The organism is Paracoccus onchidii (assembly GCF_028294535.1).
GTDB classification, from domain to species: Bacteria; Pseudomonadota; Alphaproteobacteria; order Rhodobacterales; family Rhodobacteraceae; genus Paracoccus; species Paracoccus onchidii.
Window position 1 is genome coordinate 145,121 of sequence record NZ_JAQBIE010000004.1, and the last position, 18,275, is coordinate 163,395.

The following is an 18,275-nucleotide window of genomic DNA, read 5'->3' on the forward strand; positions in this document are numbered from 1 at the left end:
AGAAGGACCGACGCATGACAAGCATAGACCCGGCAGAAATCGCGAAATTCGAGGCCATGGCTGCCGAATGGTGGGACCCTGCGGGCAAGTTCAAGCCCCTGCATCTGATGAACCCGGTGCGCCTGGATTACATCACCACACAAATCTGCGCCGAGTTCGGGCGCGACCAGACTGACCTGCGGGCGCTGGAAGGGTTGCGCATTCTCGATATCGGTTGCGGGGGTGGCCTTGTATCCGAGCCGATGGCGCGCCTGGGGGCCGAAGTGATCGGGGCGGATGCCGCCGAGGGCAATATTTCTGTCGCTCGCGTGCATGCGCATCAGCAGGGCTTGCAGATCGACTATCGTGCGACCACGGCGGAATCACTGCGCGACGAGGGCGAAAGCTTTGACGTGGTTCTGGCCCTCGAAATCGTCGAACATGTGGCTGACCCCGCCACTTTCATCGAGACCTGCCGTAATCTTGTGCGCCCCGGCGGGTTGGTGATTCTGTCCACGATCAACAGAACCGTGAAAAGCTTTGGCGCCGCGATTGTCGGTGCGGAATGGATCATGCGCTGGTTGCCCAAAGGGACGCATGACTGGCAACGCTTCATCACGCCCGATGAATTGGCGCATCAGGCATCCCAGGCCGGGCTGCATGTCGCCGATGCGCGGGGCATGGTCTTCAATCCGATTACCTTCGGGTGGAAGATGTCCGAACGCGATCTGTCGGTGAACTACATCCTGACCGGGCGGCGCGAGGGCTAGCCCGCGTCGCCTTCCAGTCTGACGCGCAATTCACGCAAGACCGGTAGCGCGCTGCGCACACGGTCTGCGCCGATGTCGCGCACGACCTCGGCGATCAGGGGCATGAAGGCTGCGATCGCCGCATCCCGCGCGGCCCGGCCCGCTGGGCTGATCGAGACGAATTTGCGCCGCGCATCGTCCCAGTCGGGGCGGATGTGAATGTGCCCGGCCCATTCCAGCCGCGACAAAGTATTGGTCATCGCCCCGCGTGTGACATGAAATGCCTGCGCCAATTGTGCCGGTGTACGTTCCTCGTTCACATGTGCCAGCAGGTTCAGAACCGAGAAATGCGAGATCTGCATGCCGCGGGGCAGGGCCTTGCTGATCAGGTTGCGCGACAATTGATCGGCGATCAGCACTTCGGCAAACAGGCTTGCTGCAAGCCTGCCGGTCGAGGGCTGTTTGTCGTCGCGGGTCGCGGAGTTTGTCATATGCCGGTCGGGCCGTGAAAGGCGCGGTCATGTGTTAGGGAAGGAATGCGCGACCGTGCCCTGTCGACAGCCTTCAGGTCAAGCTCAACCATCGAAATGCCGGGCGAAATTCCACCATCTGTCAAGATCTTGCCCCACGGATCCACCACCAGAGAATGGCCGTGGCTTTTGCGTGGTTGACGATTCGGGCTGTTGGGGGCTGCGTGGGTGCCGCATTGAGCCGGTGCCAAAATGTAACAGCCGTTCTCGATTGCGCGGGCGCGCAACAGCGGTTCCCAATGGGCCTGACCCGTGGTCGGGCTGAACGCCGAGGGAACGGTCAGCAACTGCGCCCCGGCCTGCGCAAGTTGTCTATACAGTTGCGGAAAGCGCAGGTCATAGCAGATCGTCATGCCGATGGGCACTTCCGCCATTTGGGCGATCACCGCGTGGTCGCCGGGACGATAGGCCGAACTTTCGCGATACTGCTCGGTTTCCGAAATCGTGACATCGAACATATGCAGCTTGTCATAGCTGGCGGCGATGTCTCCGTTCGGGGCGATCAGAAAGCTGCGATTGACGAAACGGCCATCTTCACCCTCACCTTTCAGTGCAAGCGAGCCGATCAACAGCCAGATACCTGTTGCTGCCGCCTCGGACCGCAGGGCCGCAAGGGTGGGATCCTTGTCTTGTGCCTGCAGCACCCTGGACTGCCATTTGCGATCAGGTGACAGGATATTGGTGGCCTCGGGGGTCAGGACAAGGCGCGCGCCATCATTGGCCGCCTGTCGGATCAACGGAACCGTCTGGCCCAGATTGTCCAGTGGATCGTCACCGACATTCAGTTGCAGCAGGCCGACAGCCAGCGCCCTGTCCCGTGTCATGCCGCTTGTTCCCGAAGCAACGGGTCAAGTTTGCCAGCACGTTCAAGGGCGTAAAGCTCGTCACAGCCGCCGACATGCGTATCGCCGATAAAGATCTGCGGGACCGTCCGGCGACCATTTGCGCGTTGGGTCATGGCAGCCCTCAGGTCCGGGTGCGCGCCGACATCGGTTTCTTCAAAGGACACACCTTTTTCGCTGAGTAACGCCTTGGCGCGGATGCAAAAGGGGCAGGTGCGCGTCGTATAGATCTGAACCGGGTTCGCTTGGGTCATGTCGTTTTTCCGTTCTGACTGTTTGCCCCTATCTAGTCATCCTTGGCCGCTCGTGCCAGAACCGCGACGGAAATCGGTCCCGACCCTGCCTCCTGCAATGCCTCGGCACAGGCGGACAAGGTGGCCCCGGAGGTCATGACATCATCGATCAGCAAGACGGCCCGGCCACGTGACAGGTCGCCAAGGCGGGGGTTGACGATCATGGCGTCCTGCTGGTTGGCGAATCTTTCCGTGACACTGCGCCGATCTTGCGGGTTGGTGTTTCGCTTGCGGATCAGCAGGTTCGGCGCATGTTCCAAACCGGCCGACACCGCGAGATGGCGTGACAGCAATCCGGCCTGATTGTATCGTCGTTTCAACAGGCGCCGCATGTGCAAGGGCACCGGTGCGACGATCATGTCTTGGCGTATCAGCGGGCGTGCCGCCTGGGTCAGCCAACCTGCCAGATGCGGCGCAAGGTCGGGTCTGTCACCATGCTTCAGGGCAAGAACCAGCTTGCGCCCGGTGCCGGAATAGACGAATGCCGCGCGTCCTTGCCGCCAGGGCGGATCCGTCCGCAGGCAATCGTCACATAGCAGGGCTTCGTCGGGAGTTTCGATCCCGTCATCGGGCAAGGGGACACCACAGCGTGAACAGGCGCAGCCGATGATGAACTGCATGTCACGCCAGCATTCGGGGCATAGATCGCCGCCATTTCCGGTCCCTGCCGCGACGGGTTCGCCGCAACCGATGCATTGTGGCGGATAAAGCAGGCTCAGAGCGCCTTTCAACGCGGCGCGAAGCCCCCTATGTTCCACGCCCATGAGCAGTTCCCCCGATATCAATCGTCCCGTATTGACCGACCGCCCCGCGCTGAACAGGCAGCGAAACCGTGCGCTGCACGGACAGTGGGTGGATTTCCTGCATCAGCTGGCGGCGGATGAGGTCGAGGATAGGCTTGCCGAGATTAACAGAAGGTTTACGAGAACGGCCATCGTGACCGGTTTCCCCGATTTCTGGGCGCAACGTTTCCCCGAGGCGCAGATCGTTGCCGATGATGAGGTCCTGTCGTTGGGCGCGCAATCATTCGATCTGGTCATCCATGCGATGTCGTTGCATTGGGCGGATGATCCCGTCGGACAGATCGTGCAATGCCGCCGTGCCCTGTGCGAGGATGGGCTGTTCCTTGGAACATGTTTCGGAGGGCAAAGCCTTCATGAGCTGCGTGCCGCGTTGGCGCAGGCGGAAGCTGCCGTGACAGGTGGGCTGTCGCCACGTGTCTTGCCGATGGGTGAAATTCGCGATCTGGGTGGGCTGCTGCACCGTGCCGGGCTTGCATTGCCCGTGGCCGACCTCGTGCAGCAACGCGCCAGCTATCAAAGCCTGATTCATCTGGCGCATGATCTGCGGGCGATGGGCGAGGCCAATGCGATGCAGAACCGTATTCGCCATACCTCCCGCCGCGAGATTTTCTTGCGCGCAGCGGCCTATATGGCCGAGCATTACCCGGACCGCGACGATCCGTCCCGTATCGCTGCGACCTTTGATCTGGTCTTTCTGACCGGCTGGGCACCATCCGAGACGCAACCGAAACCACTTCGGCCGGGTTCTGCTCATGCAAGTCTTGCCGACGCGCTGAACGAAATCAGGAACAAATCATGAAGCCAGCCTTCGCGCCCGCCGATCACCCGGCTGTATCGCCATCCAGGACCGGAATCTTGATAGCCAATCTGGGCACACCCGACGGTTATGATTACTGGTCGATGCGGCGCTATCTGAATGAATTCCTGTCGGATCGCCGGGTGATCGATCTGCCGCGCTGGAAATGGCAGCCGCTGTTGCAGGGCATCATCCTGACCAAGCGCCCCTTCAGTTCCGGCGCGAATTACAAGCTGATCTGGAACGAGGAAAAAGGCGAAAGCCCGCTGATGACCATCACCCGTGACCAGACGGATGCCCTGCGCGCGCGGGCCCATGCCGAATGGGGCGATCAGGTCATGGTCGAATTCTGCATGCGCTATGGCAACCCCTCGACGACCGAGGTGCTGGACCGGATGGTCAAGGCCGGATGCCGCCGGATCGTGTTCCTGCCGCTTTATCCGCAATATGCGGGGGCGACCTCGGCCACGGCGAATGACCAGCTGTTCCGCGCGCTGATGGAACAGACCTGGCAGCCATCCGTCCGGACCTGCGATCCCTATTTCGACCGGCCTGATTACATCGCGGCACTGGCGGAATCGGTGAAAAGCACCCTGGGCGACCGGGTGCCCGGCAAACTGGTCGCGTCCTATCACGGCATGCCCAAGCGCTATCTGATGCAGGGCGATCCCTATCACTGCCAGTGTCAGAAAACCTCGCGCCTGCTGCAAGAGGCGCTTGGCTGGGAAGACGGGATCATCGACACGACCTTTCAGTCGGTTTTCGGCCGCGAGGAATGGTTGCGACCCTATACGGTTGAACATGTTGCCGAGCTGGCGCGGCGCGGCCACAAGGACATTGCCGTGATTTCACCCGCATTCGCGGCAGATTGCATCGAGACGCTGGAAGAGATCAACGGAGAGATCCGCGAAAGCTATGAAGAGGCCGGCGGGCAGGAATTTACCTATGTTCCCTGTCTGAATGATTCGCCCGCGCATATCGATGTCATGATGAATGTCATCCGCGAGAATATCGGCGGTTGGGTGTGATGCGGGTTTGACGCCGGGTCAGAGGGATTGATCGCCTGCGGGCGGATCTTTGCGATCTCCTCAGCGTGCCGAGACGTGGCAATAGCCGGAAATGCGGTGCAAGGCGTCGTGCAGACCTGCTGAAAACGCAAACAGCCGCCCGGTCAGGGCGGCTGATGTCATCGGCTGTCTGGCGAAGTCTCAGATCAGCAGAACCTGAGTGCCGACGGTGCTGAGTTCGAACAGCTCTTTGATATGCTCGTTATACAGGCCGATGCAGCCGTTCGAGGATTTGCGCCCGATCTTGCGTGTGTCATGGGTGCCGTGAATGCGGTAATATTGCCAGCTCAGCCACAGGGCATGCGTGCCAAGCGGATTGTCCGGGCCGGGGCCGACGAAATCGGGCCACTCGGGATTGCGCTTTTTCATGTCGGGCGTGGGTGCCCAGCTGGGCCCTTCGACCTTCTTGATGATTTCCGTCCGTCCCGTGCGCGTCAGATCCTCGCTGACCGGGATCGATGACGGGTAAAGGCGATAGACGGTTTCGTCCTCGGACCAGTAATGCACGGCGCGCGACGTCAGGTCGCACAGGATCGCGCCATTGGACAGATTGTCGAAATAGGGGCGCCAGTCCTGTGCCCGGAAACTGGAAATATTGTGTCGCTGGTTTGCATGGGTGTCATATTGCACGGCCCCGGCATCCGGGGTTGCCCCAGCCGTCGCGCCCACGATTGGTTGCCCGGTATAGGGGTCGATTTGCTGTGCGTATGACGGCATCACCACCGAGGTGGCGCCTAGCGCCGCAGCCGAACCCAGGAAGGCCCGGCGATTGAAGGCAGGCGTTTTGCTCATAGACCTTTGTTCCTCATTCGCGTGGCCGTTCTTGCTGGACGGCCTTGGCTGCTCCGCCAATTGCGGGCAGGCTGGATTATACCTGCCGCCATGGCTTGCATCAATTCAAACTCGCGTGGTGGAAATGCCCTGAACAGGCAATTGCCGATCACGGATTCGTGCGTTTGAACGAGGCCCGCGGATTCGATAATGCTGCGACAATCGCAGACGAGGGATGTCCGATAATGATGAATTTCAAGGCGCTGGCCGTGCTGTCGCTTGTTGCGCTGGCCGCTTGTCAGCCCCGCACTGCACCGCAAGTGGGGCCGGATGGGCAGCCGTTGCCGGTTGCATATACGATCGACCAGAAAGAAGCCGAGGCAATTCCGGCTCGTGTGTTGCAACAAATCAACGGTCTGCGCGCAAATATCGGGCAGGCGCCGATGGCGCTGAACCCGCAGCTGAGCGCCGCGGCACTGGCGCATTCGCGCGATATGGCCGCGCAGAACCGGGCCTGGCACTGGGGCTCGGATGGATCGTCGCCGCTGGATCGCGCGCGTCGTCAGGGATATTTCGGCACCGTGATCGGCGAGAATATCTCGGAGACCTATGAAAACGACATACAGACGCTGAACGCCTGGATGTCGACGCGTGACACGCGTGACGTGATCATGGATCCGGCGGCAACCAATCTGGGCTTTGCCTGGTATCAGGAACCGTCCGGCAAGATCTGGTGGACATTGCTGAGCGGAAGCTGAGGCACGGCCCTGCGGCAAATGGAAAGCCCCGGCATGACCGGGGCTTTTGACGATCTGCCATCAATGCGTGGCGTCAGGGATTGATGACAACCGGGACGCCGCCGCGCATCATGGCGTAGATGTCTTCGATTTCCTCATCCTTCACGGCGATGCAGCCGGCAGTCCAGTCGCGCTTTTTGGGGGCTTTGGCATTCCCTTCGGGGCCGCGGCCATGGATGAAGATGTCACCACCGGGCGACAGGTTGAACTGTTCGGCATATGCGGTGTCGCGCTCATTGGGATACGAGACGCCGACCGACAGGTGAAACTGGCTGCGCGGGTTGAAGCGATCGACAAAATAGACCCCTTCGGGCGTCTTGCCGTCACCTTCGAATTGCTTGTGACCGATGGGTTCATTCCCCAGCCCGATGTCATAGGATTTCAACACCGTCTGATTGTGCAGCAAATACATGCGCCGCTGCCCCTTGTTCACGACAACCTGCGTGACGGGCGGGCCGTTATAGGTCTTGAAACGTGACTTGGAAGAGCCGCATGCCGCAAGCGCGGCCAACAGCGATAGGGTTACAGTCCGGCGGGTCGCTCGATACATCACTGCCTCTGGGAAGTTTTTTCCGGCTTTTTATGGGTGTTGATTACCACGAAACGCGTGGGCAGGCTAGGTTTTGACGAACTCGGTCACGGTTTCCACATGGGGCGACCAGCGGAACTGATCCACAACCCATAGACGCCCGATCCGATAGCCGCCTTGCGTCAGAATCCGTGCATCCCTTGCGAAAGTCACCGGATCGCAGGCCACAAAGGCGACACGCCCGACCTGCGAGGCGGCGATTTGCCGCGACTGTGCCTCGGCGCCGCTGCGAGGCGGGTCGATCACGATTGCGTCAAATCGATCCAGCTCGTCAGCCAGAAGCGGGTTGCGTGCAAGGTCGCGAATCTCGGTCGTGACACGGCGAAGACCGGGGGCATTGCGCCATGCGTTGTCCAGCGCAGCCAGAGGCGGGGCAAGCCCTTCCACGGCATGAACCCCGGCATGCGCGGCAAGGGGCAGGGTGAATGTGCCGCATCCCGAAAACAGGTCGACCACATCTTCCGCTTCGCCGACAATCGCGCCGACCGCCCTTTGCAGGGCGTCTTCGCCATCCGGGGTGGCCTGCAGGAACGCGGCGGGCGGATAGGCAAGCTGTGCCCCTGCCATATCCAGATATGGCGTGCGCCGGGTGATGGGTTGTCCGTCCCAGTCAAGGCGCGCCAGATCGCCGGCTTCCGCCAGCGCGGCCAGCGTCTGGAACAGGCTGCTGTCCATGGCCTTTCCGCCCGTGACCGCGACATCAAGCCCGGACGGGCCGGCAATGACGGTCAGCGACAATTCCGCCGAACGCGAGGCTCCGGCCGAGACGATCCGACGCAGCAATGGCAATGTCTGCAGGATGCGCGGCTCGATCACCTGGCATTCCTGGACATCCACGATCATATCCGAGGCCTTGGCGTGGAAACCGACCTGTGCGGATTTCTTGGTGCGCCGTCCGGACAGAACAGCGCGCCGCCGGGACATGGGGGGCGAAACATGGGTTCCGGTTACGGATGCCTGCACCCCCTGTGCGCCCAGTGCCGTGGTGACGACCCGCTGTTTCCAGGCATGCACAAATTGGTCCGAACCATGCATCAGGGAACACCCGCCACAGCTGCGATAATGCGGGCAGGTCGCCCGGACCCGATCGGGTGACGGCGTCACGATCCTGGGGGATGCAATCCTGCCATCAACGGCCATACCCTCGACCTGTTCGCCCGGCAGGGTCAGGGATGCCAGTGCCTTGCCGTCCGGGCCGGTTGCGATTCCGTCGCCGCGCCGACCCAGGCGTTCGATCTGCCACAGGCTCATTCCGCCGCCTCTTCCGTGCCCAGAAAGCCGCCCGATTGCCGGTTCCAATATCGCGCATACAAGCCGCCGCGTGTCAGCAGTTCATCATGGGTGCCCTGTTCGACGATGCGCCCATCATCGATCACGATGATGCGGTCCAGTTCTGCGATGGTCGACAACCGGTGCGCGATGGCCAACACCGTCTTGCCCTCCATCGCGCGGGTCAATGCCCCCTGCACCTGTGCTTCGACCTCGCTGTCAAGCGCGCTGGTCGCCTCATCCAGCACAAGGATCGGGGCATCCTTCAGGAACGCCCGCGCCAGGGCGATACGCTGTCGCTGCCCGCCTGACAGTTTGACGCCCCGTTCGCCCAGATGGGCGTCATAGCCGGTGCGACCGGCATGGTCCTGAAGGCCTGGAATGAATTCCTGCGCCTCGGCGGCGGTGGCCGCGGCAATGACATCTTCCTGGCTGGCATCGGGCCGGCCATACAGGATATTGTCGCGGGCCGAACGGTTGAACATCGCGGTTTCCTGCGTGACCATCGCGATCTGGCGGCGCAGGCTTTGCTGTGTCACCTCGCGCAGGTCGTGGCCATCGATGCGAATCGCGCCTTTCTCGACGTCGTACAATCGCAGCAGAAGTCCAACCAAGGTCGATTTCCCGGCGCCTGACGCACCGACGATACCGACCTTTTCGCCGGCTTCGATTGTCAGGCTGAGGTCGCGAATGCCGCCATTGTCATGGCCATAGGCAAAGCCGATATGGTCGAACTCGATCCGCCCCGAGATCCGATCCAGCGTGATCGCGGTGTCGGCATCGGTCAGACTGTGGGGCGGGGACAATGTGCGCATCCCGTCCTCGACCTCGCCGACATTTCCCCAGATACCCATAAGCGCCATGCTGACCCAGCCGGTCATTTGTGACAGCCGCATCGCGATAGCGCCCGATGCGGCAATATCGCCGGGTGTCGCAAGCCCCTGACGCCACAACAGGATCGCGCCGCCGACCAGAATGACCGGCAAGATTCCCGCGACAACCATCAGAGACATGCGAAACCATGTCGACACGACGCCAAAATCCAGCGCCCGTTCACGAAACCCCGCCATGGCCCCCAGCGCGGCGCGATCTTCGTGTTGATCATGGGCAAACAGCTTGACGGTCTTGATATTGGTGATCGTATCGACAACCTGCCCGGTCACCATGGCGCGGGCCGAAGCACGTTTGCCTGCCCGGGACCGGATGCGGGGCAGGAAGAAGCGTATCAACGCGAAATAACAGATCAGCCAGATCACCAGCGCAACTGCACCCCAGCCGTCAACTGTCAGCAGGAAGGCCACCGAACCGATAACCGAGGCAAGGGCAAAGGCCACGACATTGACGACCTCGGACGCGACATCCGTGACCGCGCGCGCCGTCTGCATCTGTTTCTGGGCCAGGCGGCCCGCAAAATCGTTGTCGAAGAATGTCACTGAATGGCCCATGGTCCAGCGATGCAGCCTGGACAGCACCAGCGGCAGGATATTGGGGCCGATAATGACGTTGGAACTGGCCGTGGACAGCCCAAAGATTGCCGGACGAAGGATCAGGAAGAAACCGGCGAAGGCCGCGATCAGCAACCCGTTCTGCGCCCAGAAGCCCGCATCGCTTTCAAGGGTGACGGCATCGACCACCTTGCCCAGAAGCAGGGCCGAGATCACATCCGCCATTCCCCCCAAGGCTGAGGCGATCGCCGCAAAGCCAAGCCCGCCCCATGCGCCCGAAAGGCACCAGCGGAAAAAGGCCAGCAAACCCGACGGCGGTGGACCTTCGGCCGGGCGGAACGCATCGACCATCTTCCCGAAAATGCGATGAAGCTTCACGTCTCGTTCCTTCCTGCCTGCCGGGCGACGTCTAGCAATGACCGGACAGGCAGCACAAACCCCGAATCGATCCATGCATCCTGCGCTGCCCGCAGGCCCGCACCCAGCGCCGGACCTTGCAGATCATTGGCCAGATCCGCCGCCGCGATCGGCAAGCGGGCTGCCGCGGCCGCTTCCAGGTCGGATTGCCAGACTGGTGACAGCTGCAATCCGTGCAAGGCGCTGCGCAGCACGGCAATATCCGTTCCGGCACTTGCCCCCAGGCAAAAGCCGGCGCGATCCAGCGACCAGCGTTCATTCAGGGCCAGCACCAGGTTCTTGAGGGTCTTGGTCTCGTTTCGTGACAGCCGAAGATCCGGCTCGGCATTGCTTGTCGCGACCAGTGCAGCCAAACGCCGTTGCCAGGATGGCGCGATACCGGTCCGGCGTTCCGCGTCGCGCAGGCGCTGCAGCCATGATGTGTCTGCGTCGGGCATGATCTTGTGCAGGACACCGGTGTCTTGCATCAGTTCAATCGCAGGAAAGGGATTGGGTGCCGATAGCAGTTTGCGCATTTCGGTTCCGACGCGCTCTCGTGCGATCCGGTCCAGCCCATCGCGCAATTGCGAACAGGCGGCGACCGCATCGGGGTCGCAATCGCGGCCATACCAGGCCAAAAAGCGAAAGAAACGCAGGATCCGCAGATAATCCTCGTGAATCCTCTGGCGTGGCTGGCCAACGAACCGCAAGTGACCTGCCCGCAAATCCCGTAGCCCGCCCACGGTATCGATCACCGTGCCCGACTGGTCGGCATATAGCGCGTTCATCGTGAAATCGCGCCTGCGTGCGTCTTCGGCAAGATCGTCGGAAAACGCAACGACGGCATGCCTGCCATCGGTTTCGACATCGCGGCGGAAGGTTGTGACCTCAAAACCTCGATGCTTGGCGACGACGGTGACGGTGCCGTGATCGATGCCCGTCGGCACGACCTTGAGGCCGGCCGCCCGCGCCAATTCGGTCACGCGGTCGGGTCGGGCGTCGGTGGCGATATCCATGTCATCGACGGCCTGCCCCAACAAGGCGTTGCGAACCGCGCCGCCAACAAGATACGCGCGATGACCGCCGGCTTCGATTGCAGAGAACACGCTGCACAACGCGGCATCCCGCACCAGATGGTCGGGCAATCGGGTCACGACCGGAACCTTTGTGCCAGGCCCCTCAAGATCCGCGCCGTCGCCCCCCACAGATAATATGGCCCGAAAGGCGCCACATAATAACTGCGCCAGCTTCCCCGCCATCTGCGCCGCTCGATCACATAGCGGGCGGGGTTGGCAATATGTGCGAAGGGAAGGGTGAATACCTCGTCCACCTCTTGGGGCTCGGGGGTGGCGATAAACCCGCCGCGAACGATCCCCAGAACAGGCGTCACGGCAAAACCCGTCACCGTCTGATGCGGCGGCAAGGTGCCGATCAGGTCCACCTGGGCCGCATCCAGGCCGATTTCTTCGCGGGCTTCACGAAGGGCGGCGGCGATTTCATCGCTGTCCTCGGGGTCAAGTTTGCCGCCGGGCAGGGCGATCTGACCGGGGTGGTGGCGCAAGCCGGATGCGCGCTTGGTCAGGATCAGACGTCCGTCATCTTCGTGGAACGCGGCCAGAACGCCGGCAGGGCGCAGCGAAATATCCGGTGCCGGCGTGCCATCCAGTTCGAAATCAGAGCTTGGCCCTGCCGTTGCCGACAGGGCCTTGCCCAACAGGTCCTGTGACCAGGCGACGCTCACTCGGCCGCCTTGTCGGAGCCGTCACCGGCGTCGGGCAACGGCTCGCCATTGTCATCTATCGTGGCTTCGAAGCCGAGGCTGTTCGGATCGAATTCGTAATGCGCGCCGCAGAACTGGCAATCGGCGGTCACGATCCCTTCGTCGGTGGTCATGTGGCCAATATCCTTCGCCGAATAGATCGACAGCGTATTGCGCACCCGATCCGAGTTGCACGAGCAACCGAATTCCACCCGCTGCGCTTCGAAAACACGGGGGCTTTCTTCGTGGAACAGGCGTAGCAACAGATCCGTTGGCCCGACAGTAGGCCCAATCAGTTCCAGCGTTTCAACCGTGTCCAGCAGCAGGTTGGCGCGGTTCCAGTCCTCGGATTCGCCACCTTGCAAAATATCGGCGGCTTCCATCAGGCCATCATCGCCGCTGCCCCCGTCCGATGTGGATGCCGGCCGGGCCGGCAGGGTCTGCAACATCATCCCGCCGGCGCGCCAATGCTCATCCTCGCCGGAAATCTGGGATCGCCCGCTGGCCAGTTCGAAACGCGTCGGCAATTGTTCGGACTGGGCGAAATAGGTCTGCGCACAGGCAGACAGCGACCCGCCGGCCAAAGGCGTGATTCCCTGGTAGGGCTGCGTTCCCGCGCCCTGGTCAATCAGGATAGCAAAATACCCTTCGCCGATCTGTTCAAATGGCGCGCGATCATCCAGACGGTCCTGATCAAAGCTGGCCCAGGCGCGGATTCGTGCCGGGCTGTCTTCGTTTTCGGGGGCATAGTAATCCGCCGCGATCGTGCGCACCGCCCCGTTGCCACGGACCTGAAGGCTCAGCTTCCAGCGAAGTTTGATCGTCGGGCCGATCAGTGCCGTCAGCAATGCCAGTTCCGCCACCAACGCGGCGACAGGTGCGGGATAATTGTGGCGTGACAGAATGTGATCCAGCACACCGTCCAGGCGCGCCACGCGGCCACGAATGGACGAACGGTCCAGTTGAAAAGGTAGAACCGTATCGTCCCAGGCGATCTGGTTGATTTTGCTCATGGCGAATCCTTGAATTCTTGGGCATCCGGCACGAAGACCGGCGATGTTGCGCCCAATATAGGGCATTCCCGGCCGATCCCAAGGGGGCGGGGCTTGCGCAACGGGTAGCTATGGGAAGAGAGACGGGCAGCCATGCAGGAGAAGAAATGATCCCTCGATTCGGAGAGCGGCCCCAACCGGGCCTGCGCTATCGCCATCGGCCCGGTGTTTATGCGGTTCTGGTGCGTGATAATCGCATCCTGTTGACCCATCAGGCATTTCCGATCCCCGAATTTCAGCTGCCCGGTGGTGGCGTGGAGTCGGGTGAAAGCCTGGTCGCGGCGCTGCATCGCGAAGTGTTCGAGGAAACCGGCTGGCGCATTGGCAACCTGCGTGGGTTGGGGCGTTTCCGTCGGTTTTGCGATTTGCCTGAACATGACATGCTGGCCGAAAAGATGTGCCATATCTGGATCGCCCGGCCGATCTTGCGTCTCGCGCCGCCGCCTGAACAAGGGCATACGGCTTGTTGGTTCCGACCCGCCGAGGCGCTGGAACTGATTGCTGATCCCGGCGCGCGCCATTGGCTTGGGCGCTATCTGCGGGGCTGATCGTTCCGGACCGTTACGTCCTGAACGGTAGGGTTGTTCCGGCTGAATATTCGATCAGCACCGCAGACATGTCATCAGGGCGGTCGCCGCGGCAATATTCCGATACTGACCAGGCCATTGATTCCAGAAACGCATGTCCGCCGAGAAAGGCATTGGTGCGCAAGATCGCCTCTAGCCCGTCTTCGCCAAGCAGCCTGCCGCCGGGGGGGCAGGCTTCGGTGATGCCATCGGATGCGATCAACAGCCGTGTGCCGGGTTCCAGCCGGAACTCGATTTCGTCGAAGATCGGGTTTTCAAGCACGCCGACCGGCATGCCACCCTTGCCGATGCGCTGCACGTGACCGTCAGGCATTTGCAGCATCGGATGGGGATGTCCGGCCTGTACCATCCTGACCTCGCCGGTGACGTGGTTCAATTCAGCGTAGATCATGGTGAAATAGGTGTCGGTGCTCATTTCCTCCAACATCATGTTGTTGAAGAAATGCGCCAGCGCAGCGGGGGGCACGGCGTCGCTGCCCGACTGGGCCGCACGCAGGGCGACATTCTGGTCCGACGCACCGGAAAGATGCACCGAAAGCTGTGCGGTCAACAGCGCGGCGGTGACGCCGTGGCCGGACACATCCAGCGCGTAGAAGCCGACCCGGTCTTCGCCGATCGGGAAAAAGCCGACCAGATCGCCGCCGATATGGCCCGCCGGCCGCAGCAGCAATGATATCTGCATTGCGCCGAATTGTCCGGAACGTTCGCGGACCAGCCCTTGTTGCAGTTTGCGTGCTTCTTGCAGGTCGCGGTCCATCGCGCTCTGCGTTTCCTTGAGCTTGTCCAGCGCGGATTGCAATTGGGCGTTGCTGGCGCGCAGCTCTCCCTCGGTGCGCAGGATTCGTTCCCCCGCACTGATGCGTGCCAGCAATTCGCGGTCCGATATGGGGCGATCAAGAAAGTCATCGGCCCCCGCATCCAGGCTGTCGCGGATATCCTGTTCATCCTGATCCGAAGTCAATAACACGAAGTACCCATAGACCTTGCGCGCGCTGGCGCGGAACGCACGGCAGAATTCCGGACCGTGCTGGTCGGGAAGATCCCAGGCCGAAAAGATGATTTCCGGGTCGTGGCTGCGAGAGAGATCCAGCGCCTGAGCAGCCGAATCGGCCTCGGCCACCACATATCCCGCCGCGCGCAGATGTTGCGCGATCTGGGTTCGGTCGGGTCCTGGGTTGTCAACCAGCAGCGCCCGGCGCGAAGGAAGCGGGCGCAATGCCCTTGGCGGGCGGTTCGGGGCAGGGGTCACGGCTTTCATGGCAGCGGTTGTAGGGCTGTTGCCGTAAACATGCCGTAAATCGTTGCGCCTTCCGCCCCGAAAATTCTGTGCAATTTTCAGTAATTCGCGCGTGTTCAGACCAGAAGCTCGGCCAGAACCTCGTCATTGGTGATGTCGCGGAATGCAAAGCCGCCAGCTTCCAGCCGTTGTTTCAGACTGTCCAGATGTTCGGGCGCCGATGTTTCGATGCCGATCAGGACCGAGCCGAAATTGCGTGCCGATTTCTTGAGGTATTCAAAGCGCGCGATGTCGTCATCCGGGCCAAGAAGCTGCAGGAAATCACGCAAGGCGCCGGGGCGCTGTGGCATTCGCAGGACGAAATACTTTTTCACGCCGCTGTATCGCAAGGCGCGTTCCTTGACCTCGGGCAGACGCTCGAAGTCGAAATTGCCGCCCGAGCAGACGCAGACGATGGTCTTGCCCGTCAGATCCCCCAGATCCCCCAGCACGTCCAGCGCCAGCGCCCCGGCGGGTTCAAGGACGACCCCTTCGGTGTTCAGCATTTCCAGCATCGTGCGGCAGATGCGATCTTCAGGTGCAAGATAGACATCCGCGCTGCTGAACGCCTTTAGCGTTTCAAAAGGCAGGGCACCGATTCGCGCTACCGCAGCCCCGTCGACAAAGCTGTCGATGGCAGGCAGGGCCACCGGTGCGCCATGCTCCAAAGCTGCCTGAAGGCTTGCCCCGCCCAGGGGTTCGGCAAAGGCGAACCGGGTTTCCGGGGCGGTTTCCTGCATCAGTTTCGTCACGCCCGAGGACAGTCCGCCGCCGCCAACCGGCAGCACCACGAGATCGGGTGCGCGGCCCAGTTGCTCCAGCATTTCCTGTGCGACCGTGGCCTGACCCTCGATGATGTCGGGTGCGTCAAAGGGTGACAGGAATTGCGCGCCATGTTCTGCGGCAAAGTTTTGCGCCGCTGCCAGCGTCTGGTCGAAATAATCGCCGGTCAGGACGATCTCGACGGCATCGCCACCGAAGATCTGGGTCTTGTTGATTTTCTGCTTCGGCGTCGTCACCGGCATGAAAATCGTGCCTTTGGCCCCGAAATGACGACAGGCATAGGCCACGCCTTGCGCGTGATTTCCCGCGCTGGCGCAGACGAAATGCGCATTCGTGCCTTCGTCGATGTCGACCAGTTTGCGCATGGCATTGAACGCCCCACGCAGCTTGTAGCTGCGCACCGGGGTCAGATCTTCACGCTTCAGCCAAATGTCAGCGCCATATTTCGCGGACAGGTGATCGTTGCGTTGCAACGGGGTAGGCTCGAACAGGTCGCGAAGCGCGGCCTCGGCCAGACGGACGGAGGCGACAAAATTTTCCATGCCTTGCCCATGGCGTGAAAGCGCGGCTTTGACAAGGGGCGGCGCGGGATATTGCGCCTCATGCCCTTGTGACAACGCAAGATAAGCCGTATTCCCCCAGAAAATTCGATGAAGGGTTAACCGCATGACCGACGCGCCGAAAAAAGTCGTCCTAGCCTATTCGGGCGGATTGGACACCTCGATCATCCTGAAATGGCTGCAGACCGAATATGGCTGCGAGGTCATCACCTTCACTGCCGATCTGGGGCAGGGCGAGGAACTGGAGCCGGCCCGCAAGAAGGCCGAGATGCTGGGCATCGCGCCCGAGAACATCCATATCGAGGATCTGCGCGAGGAATTCGTGCGCGATTTCGTCTTCCCGATGTTCCGCGCCAATGCGCTTTACGAGGGGCTGTATCTGCTGGGCACCTCGATCGCGCGGCCGCTGATCTCTCAGCGTCTGGTCGAGCTGGCGCACCAGCACGGCGCGGATGCGGTGGCGCATGGCGCGACCGGCAAGGGCAATGACCAGGTCCGGTTCGAGCTGTCAGCCTATGCGCTGGACCCGTCGATCAAGGTCATCGCGCCCTGGCGTGAATGGGATCTGACCAGCCGCACCAAGCTGATCGAGTTCGCCGAGCAGAACCAGATCCCGATCGCCAAGGACAAGCGCGGCGAAGCGCCCTTCAGCGTCGATGCGAACCTGCTGCACACCAGCAGCGAGGGCAAGGCGCTGGAAGATCCGGCCGTCGAGGCCGGCGATTACGTGTTCCAGCGGACCGTCGCCCCCGAGGATGCGCCCGATACCCCCGAATATATCGAGGTGACCTTCGAGAAGGGCGATGCTGTCGCCATCGACGGTCAGGCCATGTCGCCCGCGACCATCCTGACCGCGCTGAACGAATATGGCCGCAAGCACGGCATCGGGCGTCTGGATTTCGTCGAGAACCGCTTTGTCGGCATGAAGTCGCGCGGCATCTATGAAACGCCGGGCGGCACGATCCTGCTGGAAGCCCATCGCGGCATCGAACAGATAACGCTGGACAGCGGCGCGGGCCACCTGAAGGACAGCCTGATGCCCCGCTATGCCGAGCTGATCTATAACGGTTTCTGGTTCAGCCCCGAGCGCGAGATGCTGCAGGCCGCAATCGACAAATCGCAGGAACATGTCGGCGGCACCGTCCGTCTGAAACTGTACAAGGGCAGCGCGACCTGCGTGGGCCGCTGGTCGGATCATTCGCTGTATTCCGAGGCGCATGTGACCTTCGAGGATGACGCCGGTGCCTATGATCAGAAGGACGCGGCGGGCTTCATCAAGCTGAACGCCCTGCGCCTGAAACTGGTCGCCAACCGGAACGCGCGGTTCAAGTGATGGAACAGCGTCTGACCGCCCGAATTGCCATTGTAACCGTCAGCGACCGTGCCGCCGCCGGTATCTATGAGGACAAGGGCGGTCCGGGCGCAGAGCAATGGCTGCGCGACACGATCACATCCGGGATCGAGGTCGCGCGTCACATCATTCCCGATGGTCGCGAAGAGGTTGCAGCCAAGCTTCGCGAATTGTGTGATGAAGGCACGGATCTGATACTTGTGACGGGGGGCACCGGTCCCGCACCGCGCGATCTGACACCCGAGGCGGTCGCGGATGTCGCCGACAAGGAGCTGCCCGGTTTCGGTGAAGAAATGCGGCGGGCATCGCTGGCCGAGGTGCCGACCGCGATTCTGTCGCGTCAGACGGCAGTCATTCGCGACAAGTCACTGATTATCACCATTCCGGGCAAGCCAGCGGCAATCGCAACCTGCATGAATGCGGTTTTCGCCGCCGTGCCCTATTGTCTTGATCTGATTGGGGCGGCCCGGATCGAAACCGATCCTTCCAGGATCAAGGCATTTCGCCCGAAAGCGAAATAGGTGTCCCGGCCTGCCGGCCCATGCCCAACATTACTCGGGTTCGTATGGTCGTCACAGGCA

General features: G+C 61.7%; 20 protein-coding genes. 7 read left to right on the forward strand and 13 right to left on the reverse strand.

The features are described from left to right. The first annotated feature begins 14 nt into the window (after window positions 1-14). A complete protein-coding gene (gene ubiG / locus PAF17_RS04665) occupies window positions 15-749 on the forward strand; it encodes a bifunctional 2-polyprenyl-6-hydroxyphenol methylase/3-demethylubiquinol 3-O-methyltransferase UbiG (protein WP_271887920.1) in 735 nt (244 codons plus the stop codon). Here the strand turns inward: ubiG and PAF17_RS04670 are convergent. From PAF17_RS04670 to PAF17_RS04685, 4 genes are read right to left on the reverse strand one after another with little or no spacing between them, the layout of a single operon-like run. Beyond that, a complete protein-coding gene (locus tag PAF17_RS04670) occupies window positions 746-1,219 on the reverse strand; it encodes a MarR family winged helix-turn-helix transcriptional regulator (protein WP_271887921.1) in 474 nt (157 codons plus the stop codon). The two genes, ubiG and PAF17_RS04670, sit on opposite strands and share 4 nt — an antisense overlap. Further along, complete coding sequence (locus PAF17_RS04675) at window positions 1,216-2,082, reverse strand: carbon-nitrogen hydrolase family protein (RefSeq protein WP_271887922.1); 867 nt, start codon at window positions 2,080-2,082, stop codon at window positions 1,216-1,218. The genes PAF17_RS04670 and PAF17_RS04675 overlap by 4 nt, the downstream gene beginning before the upstream one ends. Further along, window positions 2,079-2,354 (reverse strand): glutaredoxin 3, encoded by a 276-nt coding sequence (grxC, locus tag PAF17_RS04680; RefSeq protein ID WP_271887923.1) that lies wholly within the window; start codon window positions 2,352-2,354, stop codon window positions 2,079-2,081. Before grxC ends, PAF17_RS04675 begins: the two co-directional genes overlap by 4 nt. Before the next feature lie 32 nt (window positions 2,355-2,386). Continuing rightward, entirely contained in the window at window positions 2,387-3,157 is a 771-nt protein-coding gene (locus PAF17_RS04685) for a ComF family protein (RefSeq protein WP_271887924.1), read from the reverse strand. Between PAF17_RS04685 and PAF17_RS04690 the strand changes: the two genes are divergently transcribed. Together PAF17_RS04690 and hemH are read left to right on the forward strand one after the other, a co-directional pair. Next, window positions 3,156-3,995 (forward strand): methyltransferase domain-containing protein, encoded by an 840-nt coding sequence (locus tag PAF17_RS04690; protein WP_271887925.1) that lies wholly within the window; start codon window positions 3,156-3,158, stop codon window positions 3,993-3,995. The genes PAF17_RS04685 and PAF17_RS04690 overlap by 2 nt on opposite strands. Then, window positions 3,992-5,020, forward strand: coding sequence for a ferrochelatase (gene hemH / locus PAF17_RS04695; protein ID WP_271887926.1), 1,029 nt, complete (start codon window positions 3,992-3,994; stop codon window positions 5,018-5,020). The genes PAF17_RS04690 and hemH overlap by 4 nt, the downstream gene beginning before the upstream one ends. A gap of 180 nt (window positions 5,021-5,200) precedes the next feature. On the opposite strand, the gene PAF17_RS04700 is transcribed toward hemH, so the two are convergent. Then, entirely contained in the window at window positions 5,201-5,851 is a 651-nt protein-coding gene (locus PAF17_RS04700) for a L,D-transpeptidase (protein ID WP_271887927.1), read from the reverse strand. Window positions 5,852-6,075: 224 nt separating this feature from the next. Here PAF17_RS04700 and dalA point away from each other — a divergent pair, with 224 nt between their 5' ends. Further along, window positions 6,076-6,588 (forward strand): divisome-associated lipoprotein DalA, encoded by a 513-nt coding sequence (gene dalA, locus PAF17_RS04705; protein ID WP_271887928.1) that lies wholly within the window; start codon window positions 6,076-6,078, stop codon window positions 6,586-6,588. 73 nt (window positions 6,589-6,661) lie between these two features. Here dalA and PAF17_RS04710 read toward each other — a convergent pair whose 3' ends face one another. From PAF17_RS04710 to hslO, 6 genes are all read right to left on the reverse strand, one after another. After that, window positions 6,662-7,177 (reverse strand): L,D-transpeptidase family protein, encoded by a 516-nt coding sequence (locus PAF17_RS04710; RefSeq protein WP_271887929.1) that lies wholly within the window; start codon window positions 7,175-7,177, stop codon window positions 6,662-6,664. A gap of 66 nt (window positions 7,178-7,243) precedes the next feature. Beyond that, a complete protein-coding gene (locus tag PAF17_RS04715; protein WP_271887930.1) occupies window positions 7,244-8,467 on the reverse strand; it encodes a class I SAM-dependent RNA methyltransferase in 1,224 nt (407 codons plus the stop codon). Then, window positions 8,464-10,281: an ABC transporter ATP-binding protein gene (locus PAF17_RS04720; protein WP_408636372.1), complete on the reverse strand. Its 1,818-nt coding sequence runs from the start codon at window positions 10,279-10,281 to the stop codon at window positions 8,464-8,466. The genes PAF17_RS04715 and PAF17_RS04720 overlap by 4 nt, the downstream gene beginning before the upstream one ends. Window positions 10,282-10,304: 23 nt before the next feature. Further along, entirely contained in the window at window positions 10,305-11,480 is a 1,176-nt protein-coding gene (locus PAF17_RS04725) for a CCA tRNA nucleotidyltransferase (RefSeq protein WP_271887932.1), read from the reverse strand. Further along, a complete protein-coding gene (locus PAF17_RS04730) occupies window positions 11,477-12,067 on the reverse strand; it encodes a CoA pyrophosphatase (protein ID WP_271887933.1) in 591 nt (196 codons plus the stop codon). Before PAF17_RS04730 ends, PAF17_RS04725 begins: the two co-directional genes overlap by 4 nt. Next, window positions 12,064-13,098 (reverse strand): Hsp33 family molecular chaperone HslO, encoded by a 1,035-nt coding sequence (hslO, locus tag PAF17_RS04735; RefSeq protein WP_271887934.1) that lies wholly within the window; start codon window positions 13,096-13,098, stop codon window positions 12,064-12,066. The genes PAF17_RS04730 and hslO overlap by 4 nt, the downstream gene beginning before the upstream one ends. A gap of 146 nt (window positions 13,099-13,244) precedes the next feature. Here hslO and PAF17_RS04740 point away from each other — a divergent pair, with 146 nt between their 5' ends. Continuing rightward, entirely contained in the window at window positions 13,245-13,685 is a 441-nt protein-coding gene (locus PAF17_RS04740; protein WP_271887935.1) for an NUDIX hydrolase, read from the forward strand. 13 nt (window positions 13,686-13,698) lie between these two features. Here PAF17_RS04740 and PAF17_RS04745 read toward each other — a convergent pair whose 3' ends face one another. Together PAF17_RS04745 and ilvA are read right to left on the reverse strand one after the other, a co-directional pair. Then, the gene (locus tag PAF17_RS04745) at window positions 13,699-14,973 is read right to left on the reverse strand and encodes a PP2C family protein-serine/threonine phosphatase (protein ID WP_271887936.1); all 1,275 of its coding nucleotides are present in this window, start codon (window positions 14,971-14,973) and stop codon (window positions 13,699-13,701) included. A gap of 104 nt (window positions 14,974-15,077) precedes the next feature. After that, window positions 15,078-16,325 (reverse strand): threonine ammonia-lyase IlvA, encoded by a 1,248-nt coding sequence (gene ilvA, locus PAF17_RS04750; RefSeq protein WP_271887937.1) that lies wholly within the window; start codon window positions 16,323-16,325, stop codon window positions 15,078-15,080. Between the two features lie 124 nt (window positions 16,326-16,449). Between ilvA and PAF17_RS04755 the strand changes: the two genes are divergently transcribed. Continuing rightward, window positions 16,450-17,676 (forward strand): argininosuccinate synthase, encoded by a 1,227-nt coding sequence (locus PAF17_RS04755; RefSeq protein ID WP_271887938.1) that lies wholly within the window; start codon window positions 16,450-16,452, stop codon window positions 17,674-17,676. After that, entirely contained in the window at window positions 17,676-18,215 is a 540-nt protein-coding gene (gene mog / locus PAF17_RS04760) for a molybdopterin adenylyltransferase (RefSeq protein WP_271887939.1), read from the forward strand. The genes PAF17_RS04755 and mog overlap by 1 nt, the downstream gene beginning before the upstream one ends. Window positions 18,216-18,275 lie beyond the last annotated feature (60 nt).